The 22,597-nt window shown below is 68.9% G+C and carries 24 protein-coding genes; 11 read left to right on the top strand and 13 right to left on the bottom strand.

Annotated features, from left to right (window positions below):
* Positions 1-46: 46 nt before the first annotated feature.
* Positions 47-1,090: a diphthamide biosynthesis enzyme Dph2 gene (dph2, locus tag BLV25_RS05775; RefSeq protein ID WP_021073729.1), complete on the bottom strand. Its 1,044-nt coding sequence runs from the start codon at positions 1,088-1,090 to the stop codon at positions 47-49.
* Between the two features lie 142 nt (positions 1,091-1,232).
* Here dph2 and BLV25_RS05770 point away from each other — a divergent pair, with 142 nt between their 5' ends.
* The 4 genes from BLV25_RS05770 to BLV25_RS05755 all read left to right on the top strand — a co-directional run bounded on the left by BLV25_RS05770 (position 1,233) and on the right by BLV25_RS05755 (position 4,088).
* Positions 1,233-1,883 (top strand): alpha/beta hydrolase, encoded by a 651-nt coding sequence (locus BLV25_RS05770; protein WP_021073728.1) that lies wholly within the window; start codon positions 1,233-1,235, stop codon positions 1,881-1,883.
* Positions 1,884-1,967: 84 nt separating this feature from the next.
* Complete coding sequence (locus BLV25_RS05765; protein WP_021073727.1) at positions 1,968-2,342, top strand: YlbF family regulator; 375 nt, start codon at positions 1,968-1,970, stop codon at positions 2,340-2,342.
* Between the two features lie 197 nt (positions 2,343-2,539).
* Positions 2,540-3,427: a MinD/ParA family ATP-binding protein gene (locus BLV25_RS05760; protein ID WP_092731365.1), complete on the top strand. Its 888-nt coding sequence runs from the start codon at positions 2,540-2,542 to the stop codon at positions 3,425-3,427.
* A 31-nt stretch (positions 3,428-3,458) separates the two neighbouring features.
* Positions 3,459-4,088 (top strand): RAD55 family ATPase, encoded by a 630-nt coding sequence (locus tag BLV25_RS05755; RefSeq protein WP_021073725.1) that lies wholly within the window; start codon positions 3,459-3,461, stop codon positions 4,086-4,088.
* Between the two features lie 51 nt (positions 4,089-4,139).
* Here BLV25_RS05755 and BLV25_RS05750 read toward each other — a convergent pair whose 3' ends face one another.
* The 3 genes from BLV25_RS05750 to BLV25_RS05740 form a co-directional block, all read right to left on the bottom strand.
* Positions 4,140-5,177 carry a sodium:calcium antiporter gene (locus tag BLV25_RS05750; RefSeq protein ID WP_039401812.1) on the bottom strand — a complete coding sequence of 346 codons (1,038 nt, stop codon included), beginning with the start codon at positions 5,175-5,177 and terminating at the stop codon, positions 4,140-4,142.
* 40 nt (positions 5,178-5,217) lie between these two features.
* Positions 5,218-5,478 carry a hypothetical protein gene (locus tag BLV25_RS05745; protein WP_021073723.1) on the bottom strand — a complete coding sequence of 87 codons (261 nt, stop codon included), beginning with the start codon at positions 5,476-5,478 and terminating at the stop codon, positions 5,218-5,220.
* Between the two features lie 140 nt (positions 5,479-5,618).
* The gene (locus BLV25_RS05740) at positions 5,619-6,557 is read right to left on the bottom strand and encodes an FKBP-type peptidyl-prolyl cis-trans isomerase (RefSeq protein ID WP_092731363.1); all 939 of its coding nucleotides are present in this window, start codon (positions 6,555-6,557) and stop codon (positions 5,619-5,621) included.
* Positions 6,558-6,758: 201 nt separating this feature from the next.
* Here BLV25_RS05740 and cyaB point away from each other — a divergent pair, with 201 nt between their 5' ends.
* The gene (gene cyaB, locus BLV25_RS05735; RefSeq protein WP_021073721.1) at positions 6,759-7,427 is read left to right on the top strand and encodes a class IV adenylate cyclase; all 669 of its coding nucleotides are present in this window, start codon (positions 6,759-6,761) and stop codon (positions 7,425-7,427) included.
* A 56-nt stretch (positions 7,428-7,483) separates the two neighbouring features.
* Here cyaB and BLV25_RS05730 read toward each other — a convergent pair whose 3' ends face one another.
* On the bottom strand, positions 7,484-8,167 hold the full coding sequence (locus tag BLV25_RS05730) for a uracil-DNA glycosylase family protein (protein WP_021073720.1): 684 nt from the start codon (positions 8,165-8,167) through the stop codon (positions 7,484-7,486).
* A gap of 77 nt (positions 8,168-8,244) precedes the next feature.
* Between BLV25_RS05730 and BLV25_RS17295 the strand changes: the two genes are divergently transcribed.
* Positions 8,245-8,391 carry a DUF7550 family protein gene (locus BLV25_RS17295; RefSeq protein WP_021073719.1) on the top strand — a complete coding sequence of 49 codons (147 nt, stop codon included), beginning with the start codon at positions 8,245-8,247 and terminating at the stop codon, positions 8,389-8,391.
* A 91-nt stretch (positions 8,392-8,482) separates the two neighbouring features.
* On the opposite strand, the gene BLV25_RS05725 is transcribed toward BLV25_RS17295, so the two are convergent.
* Both BLV25_RS05725 and purL read right to left on the bottom strand, forming a co-directional pair.
* Positions 8,483-9,784 (bottom strand): ABC transporter ATP-binding protein, encoded by a 1,302-nt coding sequence (locus tag BLV25_RS05725; RefSeq protein ID WP_092731361.1) that lies wholly within the window; start codon positions 9,782-9,784, stop codon positions 8,483-8,485.
* A 178-nt stretch (positions 9,785-9,962) separates the two neighbouring features.
* Positions 9,963-12,275 carry a phosphoribosylformylglycinamidine synthase subunit PurL gene (gene purL / locus BLV25_RS05720; protein WP_092731359.1) on the bottom strand — a complete coding sequence of 771 codons (2,313 nt, stop codon included), beginning with the start codon at positions 12,273-12,275 and terminating at the stop codon, positions 9,963-9,965.
* 253 nt (positions 12,276-12,528) lie between these two features.
* Here purL and BLV25_RS05715 point away from each other — a divergent pair, with 253 nt between their 5' ends.
* Positions 12,529-13,659 (top strand): pyridoxal phosphate-dependent aminotransferase, encoded by a 1,131-nt coding sequence (locus BLV25_RS05715; RefSeq protein ID WP_092731357.1) that lies wholly within the window; start codon positions 12,529-12,531, stop codon positions 13,657-13,659.
* Positions 13,660-13,755: 96 nt separating this feature from the next.
* The gene (locus tag BLV25_RS05710; protein WP_092731355.1) at positions 13,756-14,727 is read left to right on the top strand and encodes a mechanosensitive ion channel family protein; all 972 of its coding nucleotides are present in this window, start codon (positions 13,756-13,758) and stop codon (positions 14,725-14,727) included.
* A gap of 29 nt (positions 14,728-14,756) precedes the next feature.
* Here the strand turns inward: BLV25_RS05710 and cdd are convergent, their stop codons facing one another.
* A complete protein-coding gene (gene cdd / locus BLV25_RS05705; RefSeq protein WP_092731353.1) occupies positions 14,757-15,221 on the bottom strand; it encodes a cytidine deaminase in 465 nt (154 codons plus the stop codon).
* A gap of 164 nt (positions 15,222-15,385) precedes the next feature.
* Here cdd and BLV25_RS05700 point away from each other — a divergent pair, with 164 nt between their 5' ends.
* A complete protein-coding gene (locus BLV25_RS05700; protein WP_218128606.1) occupies positions 15,386-16,492 on the top strand; it encodes a DUF4382 domain-containing protein in 1,107 nt (368 codons plus the stop codon).
* A 90-nt stretch (positions 16,493-16,582) separates the two neighbouring features.
* Here the strand turns inward: BLV25_RS05700 and BLV25_RS05695 are convergent, their stop codons facing one another.
* A complete protein-coding gene (locus BLV25_RS05695) occupies positions 16,583-17,086 on the bottom strand; it encodes a MaoC family dehydratase (RefSeq protein ID WP_021073712.1) in 504 nt (167 codons plus the stop codon).
* Between the two features lie 218 nt (positions 17,087-17,304).
* Between BLV25_RS05695 and BLV25_RS05690 the strand changes: the two genes are divergently transcribed.
* Positions 17,305-18,558, top strand: coding sequence for a Glu/Leu/Phe/Val family dehydrogenase (locus BLV25_RS05690; RefSeq protein WP_092731351.1), 1,254 nt, complete (start codon positions 17,305-17,307; stop codon positions 18,556-18,558).
* Between the two features lie 110 nt (positions 18,559-18,668).
* Here the strand turns inward: BLV25_RS05690 and BLV25_RS05685 are convergent, their stop codons facing one another.
* Positions 18,669-18,848, bottom strand: a complete 180-nt coding sequence (locus tag BLV25_RS05685; RefSeq protein ID WP_021073709.1) for an FmdB family zinc ribbon protein — start codon at positions 18,846-18,848, stop codon at positions 18,669-18,671.
* 246 nt (positions 18,849-19,094) lie between these two features.
* Complete coding sequence (locus tag BLV25_RS05680) at positions 19,095-19,478, bottom strand: thioredoxin family protein (RefSeq protein ID WP_021073708.1); 384 nt, start codon at positions 19,476-19,478, stop codon at positions 19,095-19,097.
* A gap of 265 nt (positions 19,479-19,743) precedes the next feature.
* On the opposite strand from BLV25_RS05680, the gene BLV25_RS05675 reads away from it, so the two are divergent.
* Positions 19,744-20,676, top strand: a complete 933-nt coding sequence (locus BLV25_RS05675) for a PLP-dependent cysteine synthase family protein (RefSeq protein WP_092731349.1) — start codon at positions 19,744-19,746, stop codon at positions 20,674-20,676.
* A gap of 77 nt (positions 20,677-20,753) precedes the next feature.
* Here the strand turns inward: BLV25_RS05675 and BLV25_RS05670 are convergent, their stop codons facing one another.
* Both BLV25_RS05670 and BLV25_RS05665 read right to left on the bottom strand, forming a co-directional pair.
* Entirely contained in the window at positions 20,754-21,206 is a 453-nt protein-coding gene (locus tag BLV25_RS05670) for a DUF5804 family protein (protein ID WP_092731347.1), read from the bottom strand.
* 111 nt (positions 21,207-21,317) lie between these two features.
* Entirely contained in the window at positions 21,318-22,520 is a 1,203-nt protein-coding gene (locus BLV25_RS05665; RefSeq protein WP_021073705.1) for a methionine adenosyltransferase, read from the bottom strand.
* Positions 22,521-22,597: the final 77 nt, after the last annotated feature.

The following is a 22,597-nucleotide window of genomic DNA, read 5'->3' as shown; positions in this document are numbered from 1 at the left end:
GGCGGAGCGATCCGTTCCGGGTGAAAAGCGTCCCTCGGTGCAGCGGTCACCAGGTGCCGTGGAACGTGTCGAACTCGATCTCATCGAGCGGACGCTGACCGACGGCGGCCTCGTACTCGCCGGGAGTCAGCATCGGCTTGTGGAACTGCGGGCCGTCGTCGGTCGTGATCCGGGGACAGCCCGTGTTGACGAACGCGTCCATGTCGAAGTTCCGGAGCCGGTCCGGGGTGACCTCGTCCATCGTGATGAGGTAGGCGTCGTCGTTGTTCTCGAGGATCTCCTCGGCCTGCTCCCAGCGGCCCTGTCCGATCTTCGTACAGAAGATGACGCCCCACGTCTCCGCGTCCATCGCCCGGTGGACCGCGCCGTACCGCTGTTTGAGGAACTTCTCGTGGTCGGCGATCGTCACGACGTTGTTGACCGGGTCGGCGATGACGACGGTCTTGTCCGGGTGTTCCATCGCCAGCCCGACGGGATGGAACTTCCCGCCGCCGACGTACAGCACCTGGTCGGCGTCGATGTCGGCCGAGGCGTAGTTGCAGCCGAGCACCTGCCCCTCCTTGGTGAGCCGGTCGTCGCCGCGGCGCGTGTGGACCTCGTAGCCGCGCTCCTCGAGCCACTCGGTCATCTCGTCGAACCGGTTCATGTGCTGGGCGGTCGTGACGAGCCCGACGTCCGGGTCCGCCTCGGGGTCGGCGAGCTCGTCGAGCGACTCCTCCATGATCGGGAACGGGTCGACGTTCGAGAAGAGGGGCACGTAGATGATCTTGTCGGACTCCTTCATCGGCGTGTGTCCGAAGTGGACGAAGACGTCCGTTCGCCGCATCAGGTAGGTGTCGAGATCGCAGGCGCCGTAGCAGGGTTGCCCGGAGAGCATGAACGTGACGTCCTCCGGCGCGCGCTCGCGAAGGTCGTCCGCGACCTTCGGGCCGCGTCGCTTGAGTCCCTCGGGGAACTGCAATCCGACGGTCGAGGCGTCCCGCTCCTCGATCGCGTCGATCACGCGCTCCAGCTCGTAGTCCCACTCCCGGTCGTGTTTGAGAGCCATCCCCGTCCGCGTGAGATCGCCCTCCGTTGACCCGCCGCTCATACACGAACGATACCGTCCACGACGGTTAAATCGCCCGTTCGGGCCGCCAGCCCGTGCGGTCTATCCACACGGAACCGGCGGCGGTCCGCGAGGAGACGCCTTGAGCCGATACGCACATCCCGACGGCGATCGAACGGGGAGTATGAGCGAGATCCCGCTCGAGCACGTCCACGTCGCGCCCGATGATGACCCGGCCGGAAAGCCGGCCGTCTTCGTCCTCCACGGACGCGGCGCCGACGAACGTGACCTCCTGCCGATCGCGAACGAGCTCGGGAACGACGTCCACGTCGTCAGCCTCCGCGCTCCCGACCCGCTTCAGGGCGGGTACACGTGGTACGAGCTCGACCTCTCCGGCGGCGGGCTCCATCAGAGCCAGCCGGATCCGGAGGATTTCCGGCGGAGCCTCGATCTGGTCGCCGAGAGCGTCGCGGCGGCGGTCGACGCCTACGAGCTCGACCCGGACGGACTGGGACTGCTCGGGTTCAGTCAGGGCGCGATCACGAGTCTGAGCCTGGTACTCGAGTCGCCAGAGACGTTCGCGTGGGTCGTCGGGCTGCACGGCTACCTTCCCGACTCCCACACCGACCTGGCTCCGGAGGGGATCGTGGACAAACCGGTCTTCATCGGCGGGGGTACGGGCGACCGCGTCATCCCGGCCGAGCGCGTGCAGGGGGCCGCCGAGCGGTTCGAGGAGCTCGGCGCCGACGTCACCTACGAGACGTACCCGGTCGGCCACGGCGTCGGCCCCGACGAACTGGCCGACGTGGTCGCGTTCGTCGACGCACATCGGTGAGACGGTCCGGGTCCCGAACCCCGCGTTCGAGACCGGATCCCCGCATCCGGCAGGTTGAAACCGTCGCGCCACCAACGCCGGAATATGAGTGCCGAAGCGATCACCGTCGAGGACCTCGGCCGACAGCTCGGCGACCGGATCACCCAGCTCCCCGAGTACGAACGGTTCGAGGAGGCCCGAACGGCGGTCGAGAACGACGACGCGGTCCAGGAGAAGATCGACGAGTTCGAGGGACTCCGACAGGAGTTTATGGCGGCCCAACAGACCGGCCAGGCGACCCAAACCGGCCTCAACGAGGTCCAGCGCGTCCAGGAGGAACTCCACTCGATGCCGAAGATGGCCGAGTACCTCGACGCACAGGAGGAGTTGACCGACCGGCTCGAAGCCGTCAACCAAGCGATCTCGGAGCCGCTCTCGGTCGACTTCGGCGGCGAGGCCGGCGGCTGCTGTCACGACTAGCTCGCGAGGCCCCGACGCTCCCGCATCGACTCCGCGATCCTGCATCGATTCCGCGATCCTACGTTGACTCCGCGATCCTACGTTGACTCCGCGATCCTACGTTGACTCCGCGATCCCACGTTGACTCCGCGATCCTGCGGGGATCCGTGCCCCGTTTCGACCCCACGTTCTTATCCGATGCCGAGCCAGTCCGCCGTATGATCGCGGTCGCCGGCGGGAAGGGCGGGTGTGGGAAGACGACGACCACCCTCGGGCTCGCGCGGGCGCTTCCCGGGACGGTCCGCGCGGTCGAGGGCGACTGGGACCTCCCCAACCTCCACGGGCTCGCCGGAACGCCACGGGAGCCGCCACGACCGTCCCGACAAGCGTCACACCCGCCTCGACGAACGCCACAACCATCACGGGAAACGTCACGCCCGCCTCGAGAGGCGTCGAACCTCACTGCGACGGTTGGCCATCGGACCGACGGCGACGTTCGAGTCGTCCCGCCGCCGACCGAGCCCGCCGACGCGGACCGACGTTGTCACCTCGGCCGGTTCCGTGAGCCGGACGGCGAGTCGGTCGCGGCGACGCTGGTCGACTGCCCGTCCGGAGCCGGCCCCGACGCGGCCGCGCCGCTGTCGGTGGCGGACCGAACCCTGCTCGTGACGACGCTCTCCCCGCCGGCGCTCCGCGACACGGCCAAGACCGCGGCGATGGCGCGGGAGCTCGACGCCAAGCCGGTCGGCGTCGTCGTGACGCGGGCCGAAACCGTTCCCGAGGGCGTCTCCGCGTTCCTGTCGGCCCCCGCTCTCGGAACCGTCCCGGCCGTGCGTCCGCCGGTCGTGTCCGACTCCCGCGTGCGGTCCGCCTACCGGGACGTCGCCGCGGCGCTCCGGCGGTCGCTCGGGGGCGATGGAACGGCTGCGGGATCCGCGAGCGGGACGATGTCGACCCCGGAGCGCGACCGAGAAACGTCGACCCCGGAGCGCGACCGAGCAACGTCGACCCCGAAGCGCGGCCGGCGGACGCCGGAACCGGATCGAACGACGTCCGACCGACGCACGGCTGACGTCGACCCGGCGAACTGGTCGTATCCCCGATAGAGAATTAACCCTGGACCACGTGGGGACGCCTATGGCGCGGCTTCCGACCGGGATCTCGGTCCTCGATCGCCAACTCGGCGGCGGCATTCCGAGCGGCAGCATCGTCGCGCTGACCGCGTCGCCGGCGAGCCAGGTCGAGCTGTTCCTCTACGAGCTCACGGCCGCCCGCGGCACCCTGTACCTCACGACCATCCGGTCGGAGGAGGCCGTCCGGGACGGGCTCGACCGGTCCACGACGCGCGTCGGCGACCCGACGATCCGGGACATCGGCGGGGACACCGCCCTCGATCTCGATCACGCCAACGACCTGATCGCGACGCTCCCGGAGGAGGCGAACCTCATCGTCGACGCCGTCGACCCCCTCGAACGCCACGAGACCGCCCGTTACCGACGGTTCCTCAACACCCTCCAGACCCATATGACCAACACGGGCAGCGTCGCGGTGCTTCACGCGATGAAGGGACGGGACGTCCCGGCGAACCGCGATCTCACCGAGCACGTCGCGGACGTCGTCTTCGACCTCCACACCGAGGTCACCGCCAACGAGGTCATCAACCGCCTCGCCGTGCCGAAGTTCCGCGGCGGGGCCGCCCTCGAGGAGCCGGTGAAGCTCAAGCTCGCGGAGTCGGTCACCATCGACACGAGCCGCGACATCGCCTAGGGCGTCCGGCCGGTCCGGCGAGCCGGAGCCGGCCTCGGTGCCCGTCGGTCCTCAAACGCCGTGAATGTACCCGGTGACGCCGATCGTTTCGGCCGCCATCCACGCGATGAACAGCGTGTAGGCCGCAAGCAGCGCGTAGGACTCGACCGCCGTCAGCGTGAGCCCGGTCCGGAGGAACGCGAACAAGACCACCGTCGCGAGCGTCAACACGCCGAACAGCGGGGCGGCGACGGCGAAGTTGACGGGGACGTTACCGATGAGCAGGACGCCGACCGGAATCGCGACGAGGAGGTCGAACGTGTTGGACCCGAGGACGTTTCCGAGGCTGGTGATCCCCTTTTCGTCCGTCGCGGATCGGATGCTCACGAGCGCGTCCGGAAGGCTCGTCGCAGCCGCGACGATCGTCACGCCGGCGAGAAACTCCGGGATGCCGAAGGTCGTCGAGAGCGACTCGACGCCGCCGACGAGCGCCTCGACGGCGATCAGGATCCCCAGAAGGCCGCCGGCAAGGCGTACCCACTCGCGACCGACCGCGATCCCGGTCGGCCGGTCCCCGGCATCGTGGTCGCCGACGTCCTGCCACTGAATGAACAGGTACAGGGCGTAGAGGCCGAGCGGGATCGCCGCCAGCGGCCGGGTGATCTCGCCGATGAGCGACGGGGCGTCCGGAACGGGCACGTAGATCACTGCAAGCGCAAAGGTCACGACGAGCGTGGAGATGGCGATCATGTAGAACTGCGCCTCCTTGTAGACGATCGCCCGGTTCGTATCCAGGTCCGCGTCGGTCGCGAGCGACGACAGCGCCGGGATCACGAGCACGTTGAAGATGGCCGACCCGACGATCGCTCCGACGCCCATCTCGAAGACGCCGGCGAAGGCGGTCACCACGACGCTCGCGAACTCCGGAAAGCTCGAGCCGACCGCCACCACGATCGACCCCTGGACGACGGCCGGCAGGCCGTAGTGAGCCGAGAGCGCCTCCGCCGCCTCCTCGAGCCAGCCGCTGGCGACCCAGACGACCGCGGTCGCGACCGCGATCACCGCGACGTCGGCGGCCGGCGTCGCGGGAAGGAGGCCGCCAAGCGTCATCGGCATCATCGGCATCGTTCCCGCGCCCATAGTCCAAACGTCATCCGAGGATCCCGTATCCAAGCGCCACGAGCGCGCTCACGACCGCGAGCAGGCTCCAGTTGCGAACGGTGTCGAGGGCGGTGTAGGGGCCGCCCTTCCGCGTGAACAGGTACAGCAGGTACACCCCGATCGGTGCGAGCGAGGGGACCGTCCCGGGATCGGCGGCCGGAACCACCCGGCCGATCACCGCGACCGCGACGGTCGAGACCGCGGCGGCGGCCGCCACGATCACGTCCTCGCGGGCGTCCTCGAGGTTCATACGCGTGGCTGTGCGCGCGACCACTCAAAAGATGTCGGTTCGACGCGTGGATCCATTCCCCGTCGACGAACGCACGATCGGTCGGCGAACGCGGCCAGCAACCGGCGAACGCAACGCGTGGCCGGCTGGCCGGGGGCCGATTACTCCTCGTCGAGGTCCTCGAGCTCGTCGGCCAGCTCGTCGGCGTCGACGTCGACGTCCTCGAGGGCGTCCTCGATGTCGCCGGCGCCGCCGCCCATACCGCCCATCATACCGCCGAGACCGCCCATTCCGCCGCCCTCGATGACCTCCTCGATGACGACGCGGTCGAGGTCCAGACGGTCCATCAGGTCCTGGGCGACCTGCTGTTTCTGGAACATCCACTGCTGGTTCATCTGCATTCCGGGGGAGGCCTCGATGTAGAGGACGTCCTTCTCGACCTCCTCGGTTTCGGGCTCCTCGTCGTCGCCCTCGGCCGGAACCTCCTCGGTCTCGGTGACCGTCTCGATCCGGACCTCGGGCTCCTCCTGGAGGTACATCCCGAGCATTCCGGTGGCCTTTTCGGCGCGATCCTCGATGACCTCGAGGATCTCGTACTCGTACTCCAGGTCCTCGCCGGCCAGCGGGTGGTTGAAGTCGACCCGCGCGCGGCCGCTGATGATCGTCTCGAGGCGGCCCTGGCGACCGTCGATCTGGATCTGGGCGCCGGGGTATCGCTCGTCCTCGCCGATCTTGTCGGCCTTCACCGTCTCGACCTCCTCGGGGTCGTACTCGCCGAACGCCTCGTCGGCGGGCACGTCGACGGTTCCCTCGTCGCCGGCCTCGGCGCCGATGAGCGCGTCCTCGACGCTGGCGAAGACGTGGCCCGCGCCGATCGCGATGATGCGCGGCTCGAAGTCGTACTCCTCGGTGTCGATCTCGGCCTCCTCGGCGACGTCCTCGTCGGTCGTGTCGATGACCTGGCCGTCGTCGGCGGTTCGGATCGTGTAGGCGATACGGACGAAATCGCCGTCCTGCAGGCCGGTCGCTGCGTCCTCGGTCTCCTCGCTGTCGGCCTCGCTGGCGTCCGCGGCCGCGTCGGCCTGCTCTTGGTCACTCATACCCCAACGATCCCCCGTTGCACCCTTAAGGAGCACGGTTCTTCCCCACGACCCTGCACGGCGGTAACACGGGAATTCAGCCCGCACGGGCGCCGAGACTCCGAATGCTTCGGTGATCGGGATGCGGTCCGCGGCGTCGGACCCGGCGGAGCGACGACCGCGAACGGCGACCTTTTCATCGGCGGGGTCGTCGGGAAGCGTATGTACGAGGTCGAGCTGAAGGTCGCCGCCGACGTCGCCGCCGTCCGTGACCGGCTGGCGTCGACCGACGCCGACCGGCTCGAGGCGATCCGGCAGGTCGACACCTACTACGACGCGCCCGACCGCGATTTCGCCGCCACCGACGAGGCGCTCCGCGTCCGCGTCGAACACCCGATCGCCGACGTCGGGGGAGAGGATGGAGACGGGACCGACGCTGAGAACGGGGACGGGACCGACGAGTATGGAGACGGGACCGACATCGAGAACGGGGACGGGAACGGGACCGAGATCGACGACGTTCCGACGTCGCGGACGAAGGTGACGTATAAAGGGCCCCTCCTCGAGGAGGCCTCGAAGACGCGCGAGGAGCACGAGACGGTCGTCGCGGACGGCGAGGAAATGGCGGCGATCCTCGACGGGCTCGGGTACACGCCGGCCGCGACCGTCGAGAAACGCCGCGAGTTCTACCGGATCGACGGGTACACCCTCACGCTGGACCGGGTCGACGACGTCGGCGAGTTCGTCGAGATCGAACGCGACGTCGAGACCGTCGACGGGATCGAGGCCGCCCGCGACCGCGCACGCGAGCTGCTACGCGAACTCGGGCTGGACCCGGACGACCAGATCCGGACGTCCTATCTCGGGCTGTTGCTCGCGGCGGACGTCTGAGATTCCGACATCGATCGGACGACGTGCTCGGTCCGACGACGTGACTCTCGTCTCGATCACCGCACGAAATAGGGCTCCTCGCCCGCGATGAACCGCCCGAGGTCGCTCTCGCGCCGGTAGTCGGTCCGGCGGAGCTCCCGCAGCCCGGCCGCGAGGCGCTCCGCGTGGTCCGACTCCCACTCTCGTGGGTCACGGATCGGGACGACCAACCAGCCGGACCCGAGCAGCTCGGTGCCGTGGACCGTCTCGAGTCCTCCGGCCGCCTCGATCTCGGCCCACGTCCTCGCGGTGTAGGACTCGATGACGTGCCGCGTCGCCCGCTCGCCCACCGGTAACAGAACGTGTGCGGCGATCGCCCGCAGCTCGGCGTCGAAGACCGGCTCCAGTTCGGCGTAGGCGGCGTCGGACGGGACCTCGCCCTCGGCGTCCGCATCCGGAACGCACGGATGAAGATACGAGAGGAACGTGCCGTCGATGTCGGACCACGGAGCGGCGTCGGGATTCCAGGCCGCCCGTGCCGCACCCTTCCCGAGGATTCCCCCGGCCGCGAGCGCGCCGCGGAACCGTTCGGACCAGGGTTCGCCGGTGAACGGAACGCCCGACTCCCGCCCGCCGTGAATCCCGGGATGGTCGCCGATCACGTGGAAGTCCGCGTTCGCGTCGCCGTAGCCGGGCACGTACTCGGCACAGTCGGGACGCATTCCGAAGGGGTTCCGGCGCCGGTTCGTGACGTTTCGCACGCGGTCGGGTACGGCGGTGCCGCCCAAATGGCGTTCGGATCGGATCCGTTTTTGTGGGTCCGTTCCGATCGTCGGGTATGGCAGACCACTCCGCGGAGCCCGACCCGGACGCACGCGTAACGTCACCGATGCAGGAGTTCACCGGCGGCCAGGTTCTCACCGGCGGCATCGTCCTCCTGATCGGCCTCGCGATCGCGTACCTCGTCCCGGCGCTTCTGTTATAGATCCGGCGTGAGCGGCGTCGGTCGCGGCGTGCACAGCTTTGAAGCTGTCCGTGTGTTCGTCGAAGCCGAGGAGATTGACGAGGGGGATCGACTACCGCGGGTACCAGGCCAGCGGGTGGTCGGCGACGAGGTCGACCGACACCTGCTCGTCGAGCTCGAACTCCTCGGAGTGGTTGTGGAGGCAGTGGACCGACTCCCCGGAGTCCAGCTCGACGCGGTAGATGAACGAGGGACCGACGTACTGACGGGAGACGACGGTGCCGTCGGCGACGCCGTCCTCGGCGGGCGACGCGCGAAGGTCGTCCGGCCGGACGAGGACGTCGACCGGCGCGCTGTCGTAGACCGTGTCGTACCCCTCGAGGGTCGCGGCGTTGAACCGGCCGATCCCGGTCTCGACCGAGCCCTCGCGGAGGTGGCCCTTGAGGAACGCCGCACGGCCGAGGAAGGAGGCGACGAACTTCGATTCGGGCTGTTCGAACACCGACTCCGGTTTGCCGATCTGCTCGAGGCGCCCGTCGTTCATCACGGCGATCCGGTCGGAGATGGACAGCGCCTCCTCCTGGTCGTGGGTCACCGAGACGGCGGTGACGCCGGCCGCCTTTAAGATCCGGCGAACCTCCTCGCGCATCTCCACGCGGAGCCGGACGTCGAGGTTCGAGAACGGCTCGTCCAACAGGAGGACGTCCGGCTCCGGGGCCAGCGACCGGGCCAGCGCGACGCGCTGTTTCTGGCCGCCCGAGAGCTGGTCCGGCGTCTTCTCGCCGTGGTCGGGCATGTTCACCAGCTCGAGCAGCTCGTCGACGCGCGCATCGGTCTCGGCTGCCGACCGGTCCGAGAGACCGAACGCGATGTTCTCCCGGACGGTCAAATGCGGAAACAGGGCGAAGTTCTGGAAGACGATCCCGACGTCGCGCTCCTCGGGTGCCGTACAGCGGTCCGGCTCCGCCACGCACTCGTCGCCGATCGCGATCCGACCCTCGCTGGGCGTCTCCAGGCCGGCGATCATCCGGAGCGTCGTCGTCTTCCCGCAGCCGGACGGGCCGAGCAGGGTCAACAGCTCGCCGTCCCGAACCGCCAGGTCGACGCCCGAGACCGCCGACTCGGAGCCGAACCGCTTGTGAACGTCGTCCAGCGCGAGCACGGTCTCGCTCGCCGTGACGACCCCGTCGGATCCGGCGTCGCCGACCGTATCGGCGGTCGGATCGGTGATCGAACCGGTCCCCGACGCCGTTCGCGAACCGGCGTCGGCCGCGGTGCCGGGTTCGATCGTGGATCCGGATTCGGACGTTGATCCCGACCCGGACGTCGGCCTCGCGGTCGATCCCGAGGCGCCGTCAACGCCGGCGTCGGTCGAGTCGGCCGTGTCGCGAGCGGAGCTGCGTTGGTGTGACATGATCGGAGAGCGGCAAACGCCGCGAACGGTGTTCGTTGCTGCCACATACTTTAGGAACCCCTAAAACCGTTTCGCTGGTGTCGTGTTGTCACACGCCGTCAGCGATGCCGCGCTCGAGAAGCTCGCCACCGGGGTCGATCGGCCGATCGGCCCGATAGCGGTCGGTCTGACGGCCGACTCAGGCAATCTCGCGTTCGAGCACGTCGCGCCGCTCGCGGATCTCGGCCGCGGTGGTCGCGACGCGCTCGTCGCCGACGGTCAGTCGGAGCCGGCCGTCCGCGGTCACCGCCCCGAGCGAATATGTCGGAACGTCGCCGGCCAGCTCGGCGACGGCTTCGGGATCTGTCGTCTGGACGACCAGCCGGCCGGGCGTCTCCTCGAAGGCGGCGATGCGGTCGGGGAGCTCGACGTCGGCGCCGGCCGCGTCCGTGACGAGTTCGGCGAGCGCGACCGCCAGTCCGCCGTCGCTCACGTCGTGGGCGGCGACCGTCGACTCGTGGCGAGCGACTCGCGCGAGCGTATCGATCAGGTCCGCGGGATCCGAGTCCGGAAGTGCCGGGAACCGGTCCGTGCCGTCGGTCCGAGCCAGGTACTCGGATCCGCCGAGCGCGTCGCCGCCGGATCCCACGAGGAGGAGCTCGGACTCGTCCGCCACGGCCGCATCGAGCGCGGCCGGCGGCGCGTCGTATCCGCGCTTCGTGCCGAGGAGCGCGAGCGTCGGCGTCGGCGGGATCGGCCCCTCGACGCTGTCGTTGTACAGCGACACGTTGCCGCCCACGACCGGCGTCTCGAGGTCGGCACACATCTCGGCGAGCCCGTCGACGATCGCGGTGAAGCCGCCGTAGACGTCGGGCTTCTCGGGGTTGCCGCCGTTGAGACAGTCGACCGCGGCGAGCGGGACCGCTCCCTTCGCCGCCAGGTTCGTCGCGTTCTCGAGCGCGACCGCCCGGGCGCCGTCGTAGGGCGCGGCCTCGGTCCAGTTCGGGTTCGCGCCGGCCGAGAGCGCGAGTCCCACCCCGATCGCGTCGTCCGTGGCACCGGTCGTGTCGTCCGTAGCACCGGTCGCGTCGTCCGTGGCACCGGTCGCGTCGTCCGTGGCACCGGTCGCGTCGTCCGTAGCACCGGTCGCGGTGTCGTCGTCCGGGGCGTCGACGGCGGCCGCCTCGTCGATCGCCATGATCGCGGCGTCGTCGCCGGGCGTGAGTGCCGTGCGCGTGCCGACCTCGTGGTCGTACTGGCGATAGACCCAGCGCTTGCTCGCGGTGGAGGGTGCGCCGACGACCGCCTCGAAGGCTGTCTCGAGGTCGGCCTCGGGGAGATCGCGGGCCGGGGTCTCGGGCGGGGCCGCGTCCAGGTCGTTCATCGGCGCGCCGTCGGCGAGGTATTCGGCGTCGACGTCGACGACGGTCTCGCCCTCGAAGGTGCAGGTGTAGGTTCCCTCGGTCACCTCGCCGATGACCGAGCAGCCGAGGTCGAAACGGTCGGCCAGCTCCCGGACGCGGTCGACGTCCTCCGGCGCGACCTCGTAGCACATCCGCTCCTGGGACTCCGCGAGGAGGATCTCAAGCGGCGACATGTTCGGCTCGCGCTGGTGGACGCGGTCGAGCTCGATCTCGGCACCGAGTCCGCCCTTCGCGACCAGTTCCGAGGAGGCGCCGCCGAGCCCGGCCGCGCCGAGGTCGCGGGCGGAGACGACGAGGTCCTCGTCGAGGAGCGCCTCGTTGCACTCGATCAGCAGCTTCTCCGCGTAGGGGTCGCCGACCTGTACGGCCGGCCGGTCCTCGGTTTCGGCGTCCTCCGCGAGGTCCTCGGAGGCGAAGGAGGCGCCGCCGAGGCCGTCGCGTCCGGTGGCGTTGCCGACGAGCACGAGCGCGTTCCCCGGCTCCCGGGCCGTGGCAGTCACGAGTCGCTCCTCGTTCGTCAGGCCGACGCAGGCGACGTTGACGAGCGGGTTGCCCTCGTACCCCTCGTGGAAGGCGACGCTGCCCCCGACCGTGGGGACGCCGATGCAGTTCCCGTAGTGGGAGATCCCCTCGACGACGCCCTCGAAGAGGTATTTCGCGTGGTCCCGGTCGAAGGACCCGAAGTACAGCGAGTCGAGCAGGGCGATCGGGTACGCGCCCATGCTCATCGTGTCGCGAACGATCCCGCCGACGCCGGTCGCCGCCCCGTCGAAGGGGTCGACGTAGGAGGGGTGGTTGTGACTCTCGACGCCGAAGGTGACGTAGACGTCGCCGTAGTCATCGTCGTCGCGCTCGCCGGCGGGGGTCTCCGCGGCCGCGGGCGTCGGCAGCGCGAGCACCGCCGCGTCGTCGCCCGGGCCGATCACGACCGCGTCGCCCTCGCTCTCGAAGGCGCCCAGCAGCGGTCGCGAGGAGCGGTACGCGCAGTGCTCGCTCCAGAGGTTCTCGAACAGCGCGGCCTCGGCCGGGGTGGGATCGCGTCCGAGCTCCTCGCGCACGAGCTCGGCGTCCGCGTCGGACAGGCTCATTCAGTTGTATGGTTATATCGACCGTTCTAATGTCTTTCCATACCCACATTCGTGGATCACTTTCCGGGGCGTGTGACCGGTACCGCATAGGGTCGCCGGCGTGCCCACCGAGCGACACGCATCGTCGCTCGGCGCACGTGCCTCGCGGGATGTGGAAAGTGACTCGCGGGATGTGGAAACTGCCTCACGGGATGTGGAAACTACCTCACGGGATGTGGCAAGAATTATTCGCGGCCGGATCGCTGCGTTAGGTATGGCATCACCGACGTTCTCCGACCGGATCGAACGGATCCCGCCCAGCGGCATCCGCGACGTCTTCGAGGCGGCCGGCGACGACGCGATCGATATGGGGATCGGCCAACCCGACTTTCCGACCCCGGATCACGCGCGCGAGGCCGCCGTCGAGGCGATCCGGGCCGGTCGTGCGGACAGCTATACCCAAAACCGGGGCCTGGAGTCCCTGCGGGAGGCGATCGTCGCCAAACACGAGCGCGACCAGGGCGTCCCGGTCGACGTCGACGACGTGATCGCGACCGCCGGCGGCAGCGAGGGGCTGCACCTCGCGCTGGAGGCTCACGTCGGGGCCGGCGACGAGGTGATCGTTCCCGACCCCGGCTTCGTCTCCTACGCGGCGCTCGCGAAGCTCGCGGGCGCGGACCCGGTCCCGGTCGAACTGCGGGACGACCTCACGCTCGATCCGGCCGCCGTCGAGGCGGCGATCACCGAGGACACCGCCGCCTTCATCATCAACTCGCCGGCGAACCCGACCGGCGCCGTCGCTCCCCGCGAGGACGTCGCGGCGTTCGCCCGCATCGCGCGCGAACACGACGTCCTCTGCATCTCCGACGAGGTCTACGAGTACACGGTCTTCGACGGCGAGCACCACTCGCCGATGGAGTTCGACGCGGGCGGCAACCTGGTCGTGGTCCACTCGGTCTCGAAGCTCTACTCGATGACGGGCTGGCGGCTCGGGTGGGTCACCGCGACGAGCGAGCGGATCGACCGCATGCTGCGCGTCCACCAGTACGTCCAGGCGTGCGCGTCGGCGCCCTCGCAGTTCGCCGCGGAGGCTGCCCTGACGGGCGACCAGTCGGTCGTCGACGAGATGACGACCACGTTCGAACGCCGGCGCGACGTCCTGCTCGAGGGGCTCGCGGAGATCGGCATCGAGTGTCCGGCGCCGCGCGGGGCCTTCTACGCGATGCCGAAGGTGCCCGAGGGGTTCGTTGACGAATGCGTCGACCGCGGGCTCATCATCGTCCCCGGCGACGCCTTCGGCGAGGGCGGCGCCGGCCACGCCCGGATCTCGTACGCGACCGACGAGGCGACCATCCGCGACGCGCTCGACGTGATGGCCGACGCCTACGACGCCGTCACCGAGTGACGCCATCGGCTCCCTGTTCGCCGGGATCGCCCGGACCGGCAGCGGTCGTCCGGGTCGAGGAAAACCGTTTACTTGATGCGCCGGATCGGTTGAACAGTGAATCGACGCGTCGCCATCGGATCCGTGCTCGCCGGGATCGTCTGTGCCGCCGGCGCCGGCCTTCTTTCCGCCGCGGATCCGGCTCCAACGAGCCCGCTTGCGACGCTCCCGACGATCCTGGGGATCCCCCTGGTCTCGATCGCGAGCAAGGGATTGCTCCTCGCGGCGATCCTGCTCGTCGCGTACGGGCTCTACGCGCTCGCGCTCGCCGCGCTCACGCGCCACGCGAACAAGCGGCGCGCCCACGACGCGCGGAACGTCCTGCGGCTCGCGTTCGGTCTCGCCGCGACCGTGACCGCCCTCGCGGCCCTGACCCAGCAGTGGCTGGGCCTGCTCTTCTCGCTCGGCGTCGTCGGGTTCGCCGTCACGTTCGCGCTCCAACAGCCGCTGTTGTCGCTGATCGCGTGGGGCTACGTCCTCCTCAAGCGGCCCTACGGCGTTGGCGACCGGGTTCGGATCGGCGAGGCCAAGGGCGACGTGATCGCCGTCGACTTCCTGGTCACGACGATCTGGGAGATCAACGGCGAACTCGTCTCGACGAACCAGCCGTCAGGACGCGTGATCACCGTTCCGAACAGCCTCGTGCTCTCCTCGGAGGTCGTCAACTTCGGCGGGGGCGGGTCCCCGTCGGTCTGGAACGAGATCGCGTTCCAGGTGGCCTTCGAGACCGACCTCGCGTTCGCCCGCGACGTGATGCGCGAGGAGGCCGACGACTACCTGGGCGCGGAGATGGCCCGCCACGTGGACGCCTACCGCGAGGCGCTCGCCGAGACGCCGGTCGAGCTGGAGGTCGCCGACGGCCCGTCGGTGAACGTCGCCCAACGCGAAAGCTGGGTCGAGCTGCGGCTCCGTTACCTGGCGCATCCCCGCCGCGGCCAGCGGGTGAAAAACGAACTGTACGAGCGGATACTGGCCCGGTTCAACGAGCACCCCGACCGGATCGCCTTCCCCGTGAGCCGGAACCGGTAGCGGGCCCGGTTCCCGGTAACTGGCGGCGACTAGCGACGCTCGGCCGCCGAAAGCGTGTCCGCCGAGATCGTGTTCGGAAGCAGCTCCCCGAGCGTGTAGGTCGTGGTTCGGTTCTCGCCCTCACCCGTCCCCTCGCTCTCGTCCGCGCCCTCACCCCCGTCCGTTTCCCCGCCCTCGTCACAGACGATCTCGAGGTCGTCGGCACAGAACTCCGTCAGCGTCTGCCGACACATCCCGCAGGGCGTGACGCCGTCCCTGGCGCCGGAGGCGACCGCGAGCCGGGCGAACGTCTCGTGGCCGTTCTTGACGGCCTCCGCGATCGCGACCTCCTCGGCGTGGAGGCTGTTCGAGTAGTTCGCGTTCTCGATGTTACAGCCCGTATACACCGTTCCGTCCGCCGTCTTGAGTGCCGCACCGACCGCGTACTCGGAGTAGGGGACGTGGGCGCTCTCGAGCGCGCTTCGAGCCGCCTCGATGAGGGGATCCTCGTGCATACCGGCGACACGCCGACCGTGCCGATAAATCCGCCGCTCGAACGTGCCATCGGTCGGTTCCGTCGGACGGTTCCGGTCGGCTTTCCCGTCCAGTCTCCCGATTTTCATTCCGTCCACCCCGGTCCAACAGCCATATCCCGTTCACGGACCGAGTAGCGGACGTCATGCAGAGGCGCACATACATTCGGGGGGTTACAGCTGCAGCGACCGCCGGCGCGTTCGCCGGCTGTACCGGGGGCAACGACGGGTCCGGGAACGGTGACGGGTCCGGGAACGGCGACCGATCCGGGACCGACGACGCGGGCTCCGATTCCGGCGATGGGTCGGGAGACGACTCGGCAGACGCCACGCGCTACGGGACGCTCTCGACGAGCGTCACCGACCAGCCCAATGACATCGACGACTTCGAGTCCCTGGTCGTGACGCTCGACGGGATCTGGATCAAGCCCGCCGACGCGACGGACGAGGAGGACGAGGAGGAAGAGGCTGATGATGCGGCCGAAACCGAGACGGACGGGAACGGTCCGGCCGAAACGGAAACCGCGACCGACGCGGCGACGCCGGCCACGACCGACACGGCGACGCCAACGGGGACCGAGACCGCGGATCCCGATGACGAGGACGCTGCCGATGAGGACAACGAGGACGAGACTGACGACGAGGAGGACGAGGATGAGGATGAGGGCGAGGACGAGGAAGACGAAGGAGCGGACGCCGACGGAAGCGGCCGGCGCTACATCGAGTTCGCGGAGCCGCAGGAGGCGGACCTCGTTCAGCTGCAGGACGGGAGCACGAAGCTCATCGACGAAACCGAGGTCGAGGTCGGCCAGTATCGGTTCCTGCAGCTCGACGTCGCGAGCACGCGCGGAACCCTGACGACCGGCGAGGAGGCCGACGTCCGGACGCCCGGGAACGCGCCGCTGAAGTTCAACCAGTCGTTCGAGGTCCGCGCGTCGACGCGGACGACCTTCATCGCCGACTTCGCGCCGAACCGGACCGGCCAGGGACGTCGCTACATCATTCGACCGGTCGCCAGCGGGACGACCGTGCGCTACGAGGACGCGTCGGAAGATGACACGGACGCGACGCCGGCCGAGACCGCCGAACCGACTGAAACCACCGAACCGACTGAAACCACCGAACCGACTGAAACCACCGAACCGACTGAAACCACCGAACCGACCGAAACCACCGAACCGACCGAAACCACCGAACCGACCGGGACCGCCGGGTCGCCGGAGTCCGAAACGACCGGAACGCCTGACCAGTAACCGGTTCGAACGATCGAAGTCCGTCGGTTCGTCGGCCGGCTCACGTCGTTCGCCTCGGCCGAAGCGGAGGGACGATCGTCTCCCTGACCGCTACTCGCTTGCCGGCCGCTTCTTTGAGAGCACGGTTCGATCGAACGCACACACGAGCGGATCGTGGGCGTCGCCCTCGGCAGCATCGTCCTCGTCGACGTCCGCCTCCCGCTCGACGACGAACGCCTCGACGTGCATCGTCACGACGCCGCGGTCGCCGTCGCTCGTCTCCCGCTTGTCCGTCACCGTCGACCGCGCACGCAGCGTGTCGCCGTGAAAGACGGGGGCGGGATGTTCGACGGAATCGTACGAAAGGTTCGCGACGATCGTTCCGTCGGTGGTTTCGGGGATCGTGAGCCCGACCGCCAGCGACATCGTGTACAGCCCGTTGACGACCCGCTCGCCGAACTCGGACTCCGCGGCGAACGCGGCGTCGAGATGAAGCGGCTGTTGATTCATCGTCATATCACAGAACCGCTGGTTGTCGGCCTCGCTTATCGTCCGTCGAGCCGCGTGGTCGATCGTCTCGCCGACGGTGAATCCTTCGTAGTAGCGTCCGGCCATACCGGCTCACGTGGGCGGGGACGTATAAGCGTATCCGGCAGTTCGACGGGACGCGTATCCGACGATCCGGGAGAGCGGTTCGTCTCGGCCGGCGTCGCGAGGGAGGTCGTCCCGATCGGCGGCGCCGAGGACCTCGTCCGTCCCGACGAACACGGCAACATTCGCGACCGAAACCGTGAGACGGTACAGTTAACCACACGGATACGACTCCTGTAGGTATGTCGGACGAGACCAATCCGTTCGAGAGTCTCCAGGAGCAGATCGACGACGCGGCGGCCCATCTCGACGTCGACGACGGCGTCATCGAGCGGCTGAAGAACCCCGAGCGGGTGCTCGAGACCAACCTCACCGTGGAGCTCGACGACGGCTCCCTCGAGACGGTCCGGGCGTACCGCTCGCAGTTCAACGGCGACCGCGGCCCGTACAAGGGCGGCATCCGCTACCATCCGGGCGTCACCCGCGACGAGGTGAAGGCGCTCTCGGGCTGGATGGTTTATAAGTGTGCGACCGTCGACATCCCCTACGGCGGCGGGAAGGGCGGCATCAGCATCGACCCGACCCAGTACTCCGAGGCGGAGCTTGAGCGCATCACCCGCGCGTTCGCGACCGAGCTCCGGCCGCTCATCGGCGAGGACCGGGACATCCCCGCGCCCGACGTCAACACGGGCCAGCGGGAGATGAACTGGATCAAGGACACCTACGAGACCCTCGAGAACACGACCGCCCCCGGCGTCATCACCGGCAAGGCGATCGACTCCGGCGGCTCGGCAGGTCGCGTCGAGGCGACCGGCCGCTCGACGATGCTTGCCGCACGCGAGGTCTTCGACTGGATCGGCGAGCAGGTCGAGGGCGCTTCGGTCGCCGTGCAGGGGTACGGCAACGCCGGCTGGATCGCCGCGGACCTCCTCGACGACGTCGGGGCCACCGTCGTCGCGGTCTCGGACTCCGGCGGCGGGATCCACGACCCGCGCGGGCTCGACCCGGTCGACGTGAAGGAGCACAAAAACGAGACCGGCAGCGTCGTCGGCTACGGCGACGCCGAGGAGCTGACCAACGAGGAGCTGCTCACGCTCGACGTCGACCTCCTCGTGCCGGCGGCCCTCGAGAACGCGATCGACGCCGAACTCGCCGAGGCCGTGCAGGCCGAGGTGGTCGTCGAGGCCGCCAACGGCCCCCTGACGCCCGGCGCCGACGACGTGCTCGCCGAGCGCGACGTCTGGGTCGTCCCGGACATCCTGGCGAACGCCGGCGGCGTCACCGTCTCCTACTTCGAGTGGGTCCAGAACCGCCAGCGGTTCAGCTGGACGGAGGAGCGCGTCAACGAGGAGCTCGAGCGCGTCATCACCGACGCCTTCGACGGCCTCGTGGACGCCTACGAGACCCACGACCTGCGCAACCTCCGCACCGCGGCCTACGTCGTCGCGGTCCAGCGCGTGATCGACGCCGCCGAGCAGGCCGGCACCTGGCCCTGAGCGGCGCGAACCGGGGACTCACGGTCGATATTTATAAGCAATTCGGGCGGAACGACCCGTCCGAGACGGGATCTTCGACTCCGTTGACGTCCTTCAAACGATGCCGGTAGTCACTCCTCCGCCGACGTCGAGACGATCTCCGTCGATCCGCATTCCGGACACTGGTCGTCGTCGGCATTGAACCGCGCGTTGCACGACTGACACCGGTAGTCCGCGTTTTCGTCGGCTGCCTTCTTCGCGGCTTGTTTGAATCGCTCGACCCGTCGCCCGGCTCTTTCGAAGAATCCCATCAGTTCTTTCCTTCTAGCCGGTCAAGCGGGATAAACGTTCATCGGGTGGTGGCCGGTGCAGACGCAAAGAGGATTTCTCGATCATCGTCGGATCACTGTGTTAGCTTACATAATATCACGTATGGTCCACGATCGGATTCCTGATGAGTGAAGAGTGACACGCCCGACCATCCGATCCGGGGGACTCCATCACACGGCCGACATCGGCGTCCGGTCGGTTCGTCGCTCCGAACGACGGGCGCCGCGTCAGGCCGTCGCGTCGATCTCGGCGAGCTGCTCGGCGAGGTGGACCGCGATCGGGACCGGCTCCTCCTCGACGAACCGGGCGAGCTCCTCGCCGTCGCGCTCGACGACGACGGTCGGGATCAGCTCGATCCCGTACTCCTCGACGCCGGGTCCGACCTTCGAGCCGTCCTCCGCCTTCTCGACGGGGTGGTGTTCGATCCGCTCGTCGGGGACGCCGGCGGCCTCGAGGGCCGCGGCGAAGTCGGGCAGCTGCTGGCGGCAGTCGCCGCACCAGTCGCCGCCCCAGACCTTGAAGACGTAGTCGTCGGCGCCGAGCGTCTCGAGCGCGTCCTCGTAGCCGGCCGCGCTCCACGCCGCGTTCGGCTGTAGCGTCCGTAGTGACATACGGCCGAATAGGAACGGCGCGCTTAAAAGGGTCGCGTCGCCGGATCCGACGCGGCGTCGAATCCGACACGTTGCGGGGATCGACACATCGCGAACTCCGGTGCATCGCGGGATTCGGTACATCGCGAACTCCGGTGCATCGCGGAATTCGGTACATCGCGAACTCCGGTGCATCGCGGAATTCGGTGCATCGCGGGACCCGGTTCGATCCGCATCTTGCCGCGGTCCGTAGGTGGTTTACGCACGCTCACAGTAAACTCACCCAATGGACGACGGCATTCTCGACACCGTCGGCTCGCCCCTGGTTCGCGTCTCCTCGCCGGCGGGAACGACGGTGGCCGCGAAGATCGAATCGAAGAACCCCGGCGGCTCGGCCAAGGACCGCCCCGCGATCGCGATGATCGAGGCCGCCGAGGCGTCCGGCGAGCTCTCGCCGGGCGACGGCATCGTCGAGCCGACCTCGGGGAACACCGGCGTCGGGATCGCGATGACCGGCGCGGCGAAGGGCTACGACGTAACGATCGTGATGCCGGCCTCGAAATCGCCCGAGCGACGCCGCATCATGCGGGCGTACGGGGCCACCGTCGAGCTCGTCGAGGGCGACATCTCGGACGCCAAGGACCGGGCGGACGAGCTCGAGGCCGAGGGGATGGTTCAGCTGCGGCAGTTCGAGAACCCGGCGAACCCGCGTGCACACTACGAGACGACCGGCGCCGAGATCCTCGACCAGGTCGACGACCGGCCGGTCAACGCCCTCGTCGCCGGCGTCGGCACCGGCGGAACGATCACCGGCACCGGCCGGCGGCTCCGCGAGGCGTTTCCCGAGATTCGGATCGACGCCGTCGAGCCGGCCGAGAGCGCGGTGCTGTCCGGCGAGGAGCCGACCGGCGACGACTTCCAGGGGATGGGACCGGGGTTCATCGCCCCGAACCTCGACGTCGACCTCCTCGACGAGGTTCACACGGTCGAACTCGCCGCGGCCGAGGCGGAGTGTCGCCGCCTCGCCCGCGAGGAGGGCATCCTCGTCGGCCAGTCCTCGGGCGCCTCGAACCTCGCGGCGAAGGCCGTCGCCGAGGAGCTCCGGGACGCGGGCACGTACGCCGGCGACGAGCCGCTCGTCGTGACGGTCTTTTGGGACAGCGGCGAGCGCTACCTCTCGACCGGGATGTTCGACGCGAACGCGGACGGTTCGGTCTAACGAGTCGCCCGGACGAAAAGTTTCGCGTCGGTCACGCCGAGAGCTTCGCGTCGGTCACGCCGAGAGCTTCGCGTCGGTCACGCCGAGAACTCCGCATCGCTCACCCGGACCACGACCGTCCCGTCGAGGTCGTCCCGCCCGTGGTCCGGCGTGGTTCCCTGCTCCCTGGTCACGTATTTCGGGTCGACGAGCTCGCCGTCGACGACGCCGAACAGCTTGAGCCGCCGGTCGGTCTCCTCGGGCCGAATCTCGCCGTCGCGGACCTGCCGCGCGAGGTCCCGCGAGAGCCACTCCTCGGCGTCGATCGACGGCTCGCGGATCAGCGTCTCGCGGACGAAGCGGACGAGGTACCAGTTCAGGTCGTTGCACAGCGAGACGGCCGCGCCGAGGCTCACCGTCTCGACCGCGAGGCTGTTGGCGAACGGCTCCGTGATCTCGTAGGTCGACAGCGCCTCCCGCGCGGTCTCGCGGGAGAGGAGCTCGTAGGCGAGACTCACCGCCGGGTCGCCCACGAGACACACCTGCGTCATACCCCGACTGGAGTCCCCGACCGCAAATCGGTTGCGGTCGGGTGGCCCACGATCGGGTGACCCACGGTAAGCGACTCGCGGTCGGGCGACTCACGGTCGAGCGATTCGCGGTCAGAACGTCGAGACGTCGCCCTCGATGACCCGCCGGGTCACGCCGGTGACGTCAGCGAGCTCCGCGTCCACGATCGCGACGATCTCGTCCTCGACGTCGTCGAGGTCGACCCCGTCCTCGGTGACGACCTGCGCGTCGGCCACGTGCGGTTCGTCGATCGGGCGGCCGATCTGCGAGAGGAGCCGGACCTGCAGGTCCCGGATCCCGTCGACCTCGGCGGCGACGGACTCGGCGATCTCCGTCGAGAGCAGGTTGTAGATCTTCCCGATGTGGTTGACCGGGTTCTTCCCCGAGGTCGCCTCCATCGACATCGGCCGGTTCGGCGTGATCAGGCCGTTCGCCCGGTTGCCCCGACCGACCGACCCGTCGTCACCTTGCTCCGCCGAGGTTCCCGTCACGGTGAGGTAGATGGAGCCCTCGTCGTAGTCGTCCGCGGTGTTGACGTCGACGTTGACCTCCCGGTCGGTCCGGTCGCGGGCGAGGTCGGTCACGAACTCCCGGACCGACTCGACGGCGTCGTCGTACGCCTCGAAGCCGTCGACGTATCGGTCGACCATCGCGGCGGCGACCGTGATGTCGATCCGGTCGCCCTCGCGTTTCCCCATGATCTTCACGTCGGGGCCGAGCTCCGGGTGGTCCGCGTGGTAGGTCGTGTTGAGCTCGCGCTCGGCGTCGTGCACGATCCGCTCGGTCTCGGTGAGGGGGGCGTGGCCGACGCCGAAGGAGGTGTCGTTGGCCATCGGAACCTGCGCCTCCTCCTCGCCGAAGACGTCCTGGAGGTCGCCGGAGCCCTCGCCGAGCTTGACGTCGACGATGACGTCGGTCCCGTACTCCAGCTCCGGGATCGCCTCGGCGAGGTACTCGCGGGCCGCCGCCAGCGCCGTCGAGTCGACCGGCAGGTGTTGCCCGTCGTACTCCTTGGTCGCCCGTCCCACGATGAGGATGTAGATCGGCTCGACGACCTCGCCGCCGCCGAACGCGGGGGCGGCGTTGCCGGCGACCAGCTGCGTCTCGTCGGTGTTGTAGTGGAGCACCTTGCCGACCCGGTCGAGATACAGCCGCGAGAGCGCCCGGGAGACCGACTCCGCGATGCCGTCGCTTATCGAGTCCGGATGCCCGATCCCCTTCCGCTCGACGATCTCGACGTCCTGGTCCTCGACCGCCGCCCGGTCGAGGCGACTGACCTGGATGTTCCGACTCATTGGCTACGGCTACCGGACGGGGTACGGTATAACTTGCGGAAAGTGTTCCGGAGGGATTCATTCCTCCGAGACATATT

The organism is Halopenitus persicus (genome assembly GCF_900107205.1).
Taxonomy (GTDB): domain Archaea; phylum Halobacteriota; class Halobacteria; order Halobacteriales; family Haloferacaceae; genus Halopenitus; species Halopenitus persicus.
The sequence above is the reverse complement of the archived record's forward strand: the minus strand, read 5'-3'. Positions and strand labels throughout refer to the sequence as shown.

Excerpts from the sequence above, each read along its gene's own strand:
- BLV25_RS05725 (WP_092731361.1), bottom strand. The coding sequence starts at position 9,784 with ATGTCACACCAACGCAGCTCCGCTCGCGACACGGCCGACTCGACCGAC.
- cyaB (WP_021073721.1), top strand. The coding sequence starts at position 6,759 with ATGTACGAGGTCGAGCTGAAGGTCGCCGCCGACGTCGCCGCCGTCCGT.
- BLV25_RS17295 (WP_021073719.1), top strand. The coding sequence starts at position 8,245 with ATGGCAGACCACTCCGCGGAGCCCGACCCGGACGCACGCGTAACGTCA.
- BLV25_RS05695 (WP_021073712.1), bottom strand. The coding sequence starts at position 17,086 with ATGGCCGGACGCTACTACGAAGGATTCACCGTCGGCGAGACGATCGAC.
- BLV25_RS05680 (WP_021073708.1), bottom strand. The coding sequence starts at position 19,478 with ATGTCACTACGGACGCTACAGCCGAACGCGGCGTGGAGCGCGGCCGGC.
- purL (WP_092731359.1), bottom strand. The coding sequence starts at position 12,275 with ATGAGCCTGTCCGACGCGGACGCCGAGCTCGTGCGCGAGGAGCTCGGA.
- BLV25_RS05665 (WP_021073705.1), bottom strand. The coding sequence starts at position 22,520 with ATGAGTCGGAACATCCAGGTCAGTCGCCTCGACCGGGCGGCGGTCGAG.
- cdd (WP_092731353.1), bottom strand. The coding sequence starts at position 15,221 with ATGCACGAGGATCCCCTCATCGAGGCGGCTCGAAGCGCGCTCGAGAGC.
- BLV25_RS05685 (WP_021073709.1), bottom strand. The coding sequence starts at position 18,848 with ATGGGATTCTTCGAAAGAGCCGGGCGACGGGTCGAGCGATTCAAACAA.
- BLV25_RS05700 (WP_218128606.1), top strand. The coding sequence starts at position 15,386 with ATGCAGAGGCGCACATACATTCGGGGGGTTACAGCTGCAGCGACCGCC.
- BLV25_RS05675 (WP_092731349.1), top strand. The coding sequence starts at position 19,744 with ATGGACGACGGCATTCTCGACACCGTCGGCTCGCCCCTGGTTCGCGTC.
- BLV25_RS05740 (WP_092731363.1), bottom strand. The coding sequence starts at position 6,557 with ATGAGTGACCAAGAGCAGGCCGACGCGGCCGCGGACGCCAGCGAGGCC.
- BLV25_RS05750 (WP_039401812.1), bottom strand. The coding sequence starts at position 5,177 with ATGACGCTTGGCGGCCTCCTTCCCGCGACGCCGGCCGCCGACGTCGCG.
- BLV25_RS05760 (WP_092731365.1), top strand. The coding sequence starts at position 2,540 with ATGATCGCGGTCGCCGGCGGGAAGGGCGGGTGTGGGAAGACGACGACC.
- BLV25_RS05755 (WP_021073725.1), top strand. The coding sequence starts at position 3,459 with ATGGCGCGGCTTCCGACCGGGATCTCGGTCCTCGATCGCCAACTCGGC.
- BLV25_RS05765 (WP_021073727.1), top strand. The coding sequence starts at position 1,968 with ATGAGTGCCGAAGCGATCACCGTCGAGGACCTCGGCCGACAGCTCGGC.
- dph2 (WP_021073729.1), bottom strand. The coding sequence starts at position 1,090 with ATGAGCGGCGGGTCAACGGAGGGCGATCTCACGCGGACGGGGATGGCT.
- BLV25_RS05690 (WP_092731351.1), top strand. The coding sequence starts at position 17,305 with ATGTCGGACGAGACCAATCCGTTCGAGAGTCTCCAGGAGCAGATCGAC.
- BLV25_RS05745 (WP_021073723.1), bottom strand. The coding sequence starts at position 5,478 with ATGAACCTCGAGGACGCCCGCGAGGACGTGATCGTGGCGGCCGCCGCC.
- BLV25_RS05715 (WP_092731357.1), top strand. The coding sequence starts at position 12,529 with ATGGCATCACCGACGTTCTCCGACCGGATCGAACGGATCCCGCCCAGC.
- BLV25_RS05670 (WP_092731347.1), bottom strand. The coding sequence starts at position 21,206 with ATGACGCAGGTGTGTCTCGTGGGCGACCCGGCGGTGAGTCTCGCCTAC.
- BLV25_RS05770 (WP_021073728.1), top strand. The coding sequence starts at position 1,233 with ATGAGCGAGATCCCGCTCGAGCACGTCCACGTCGCGCCCGATGATGAC.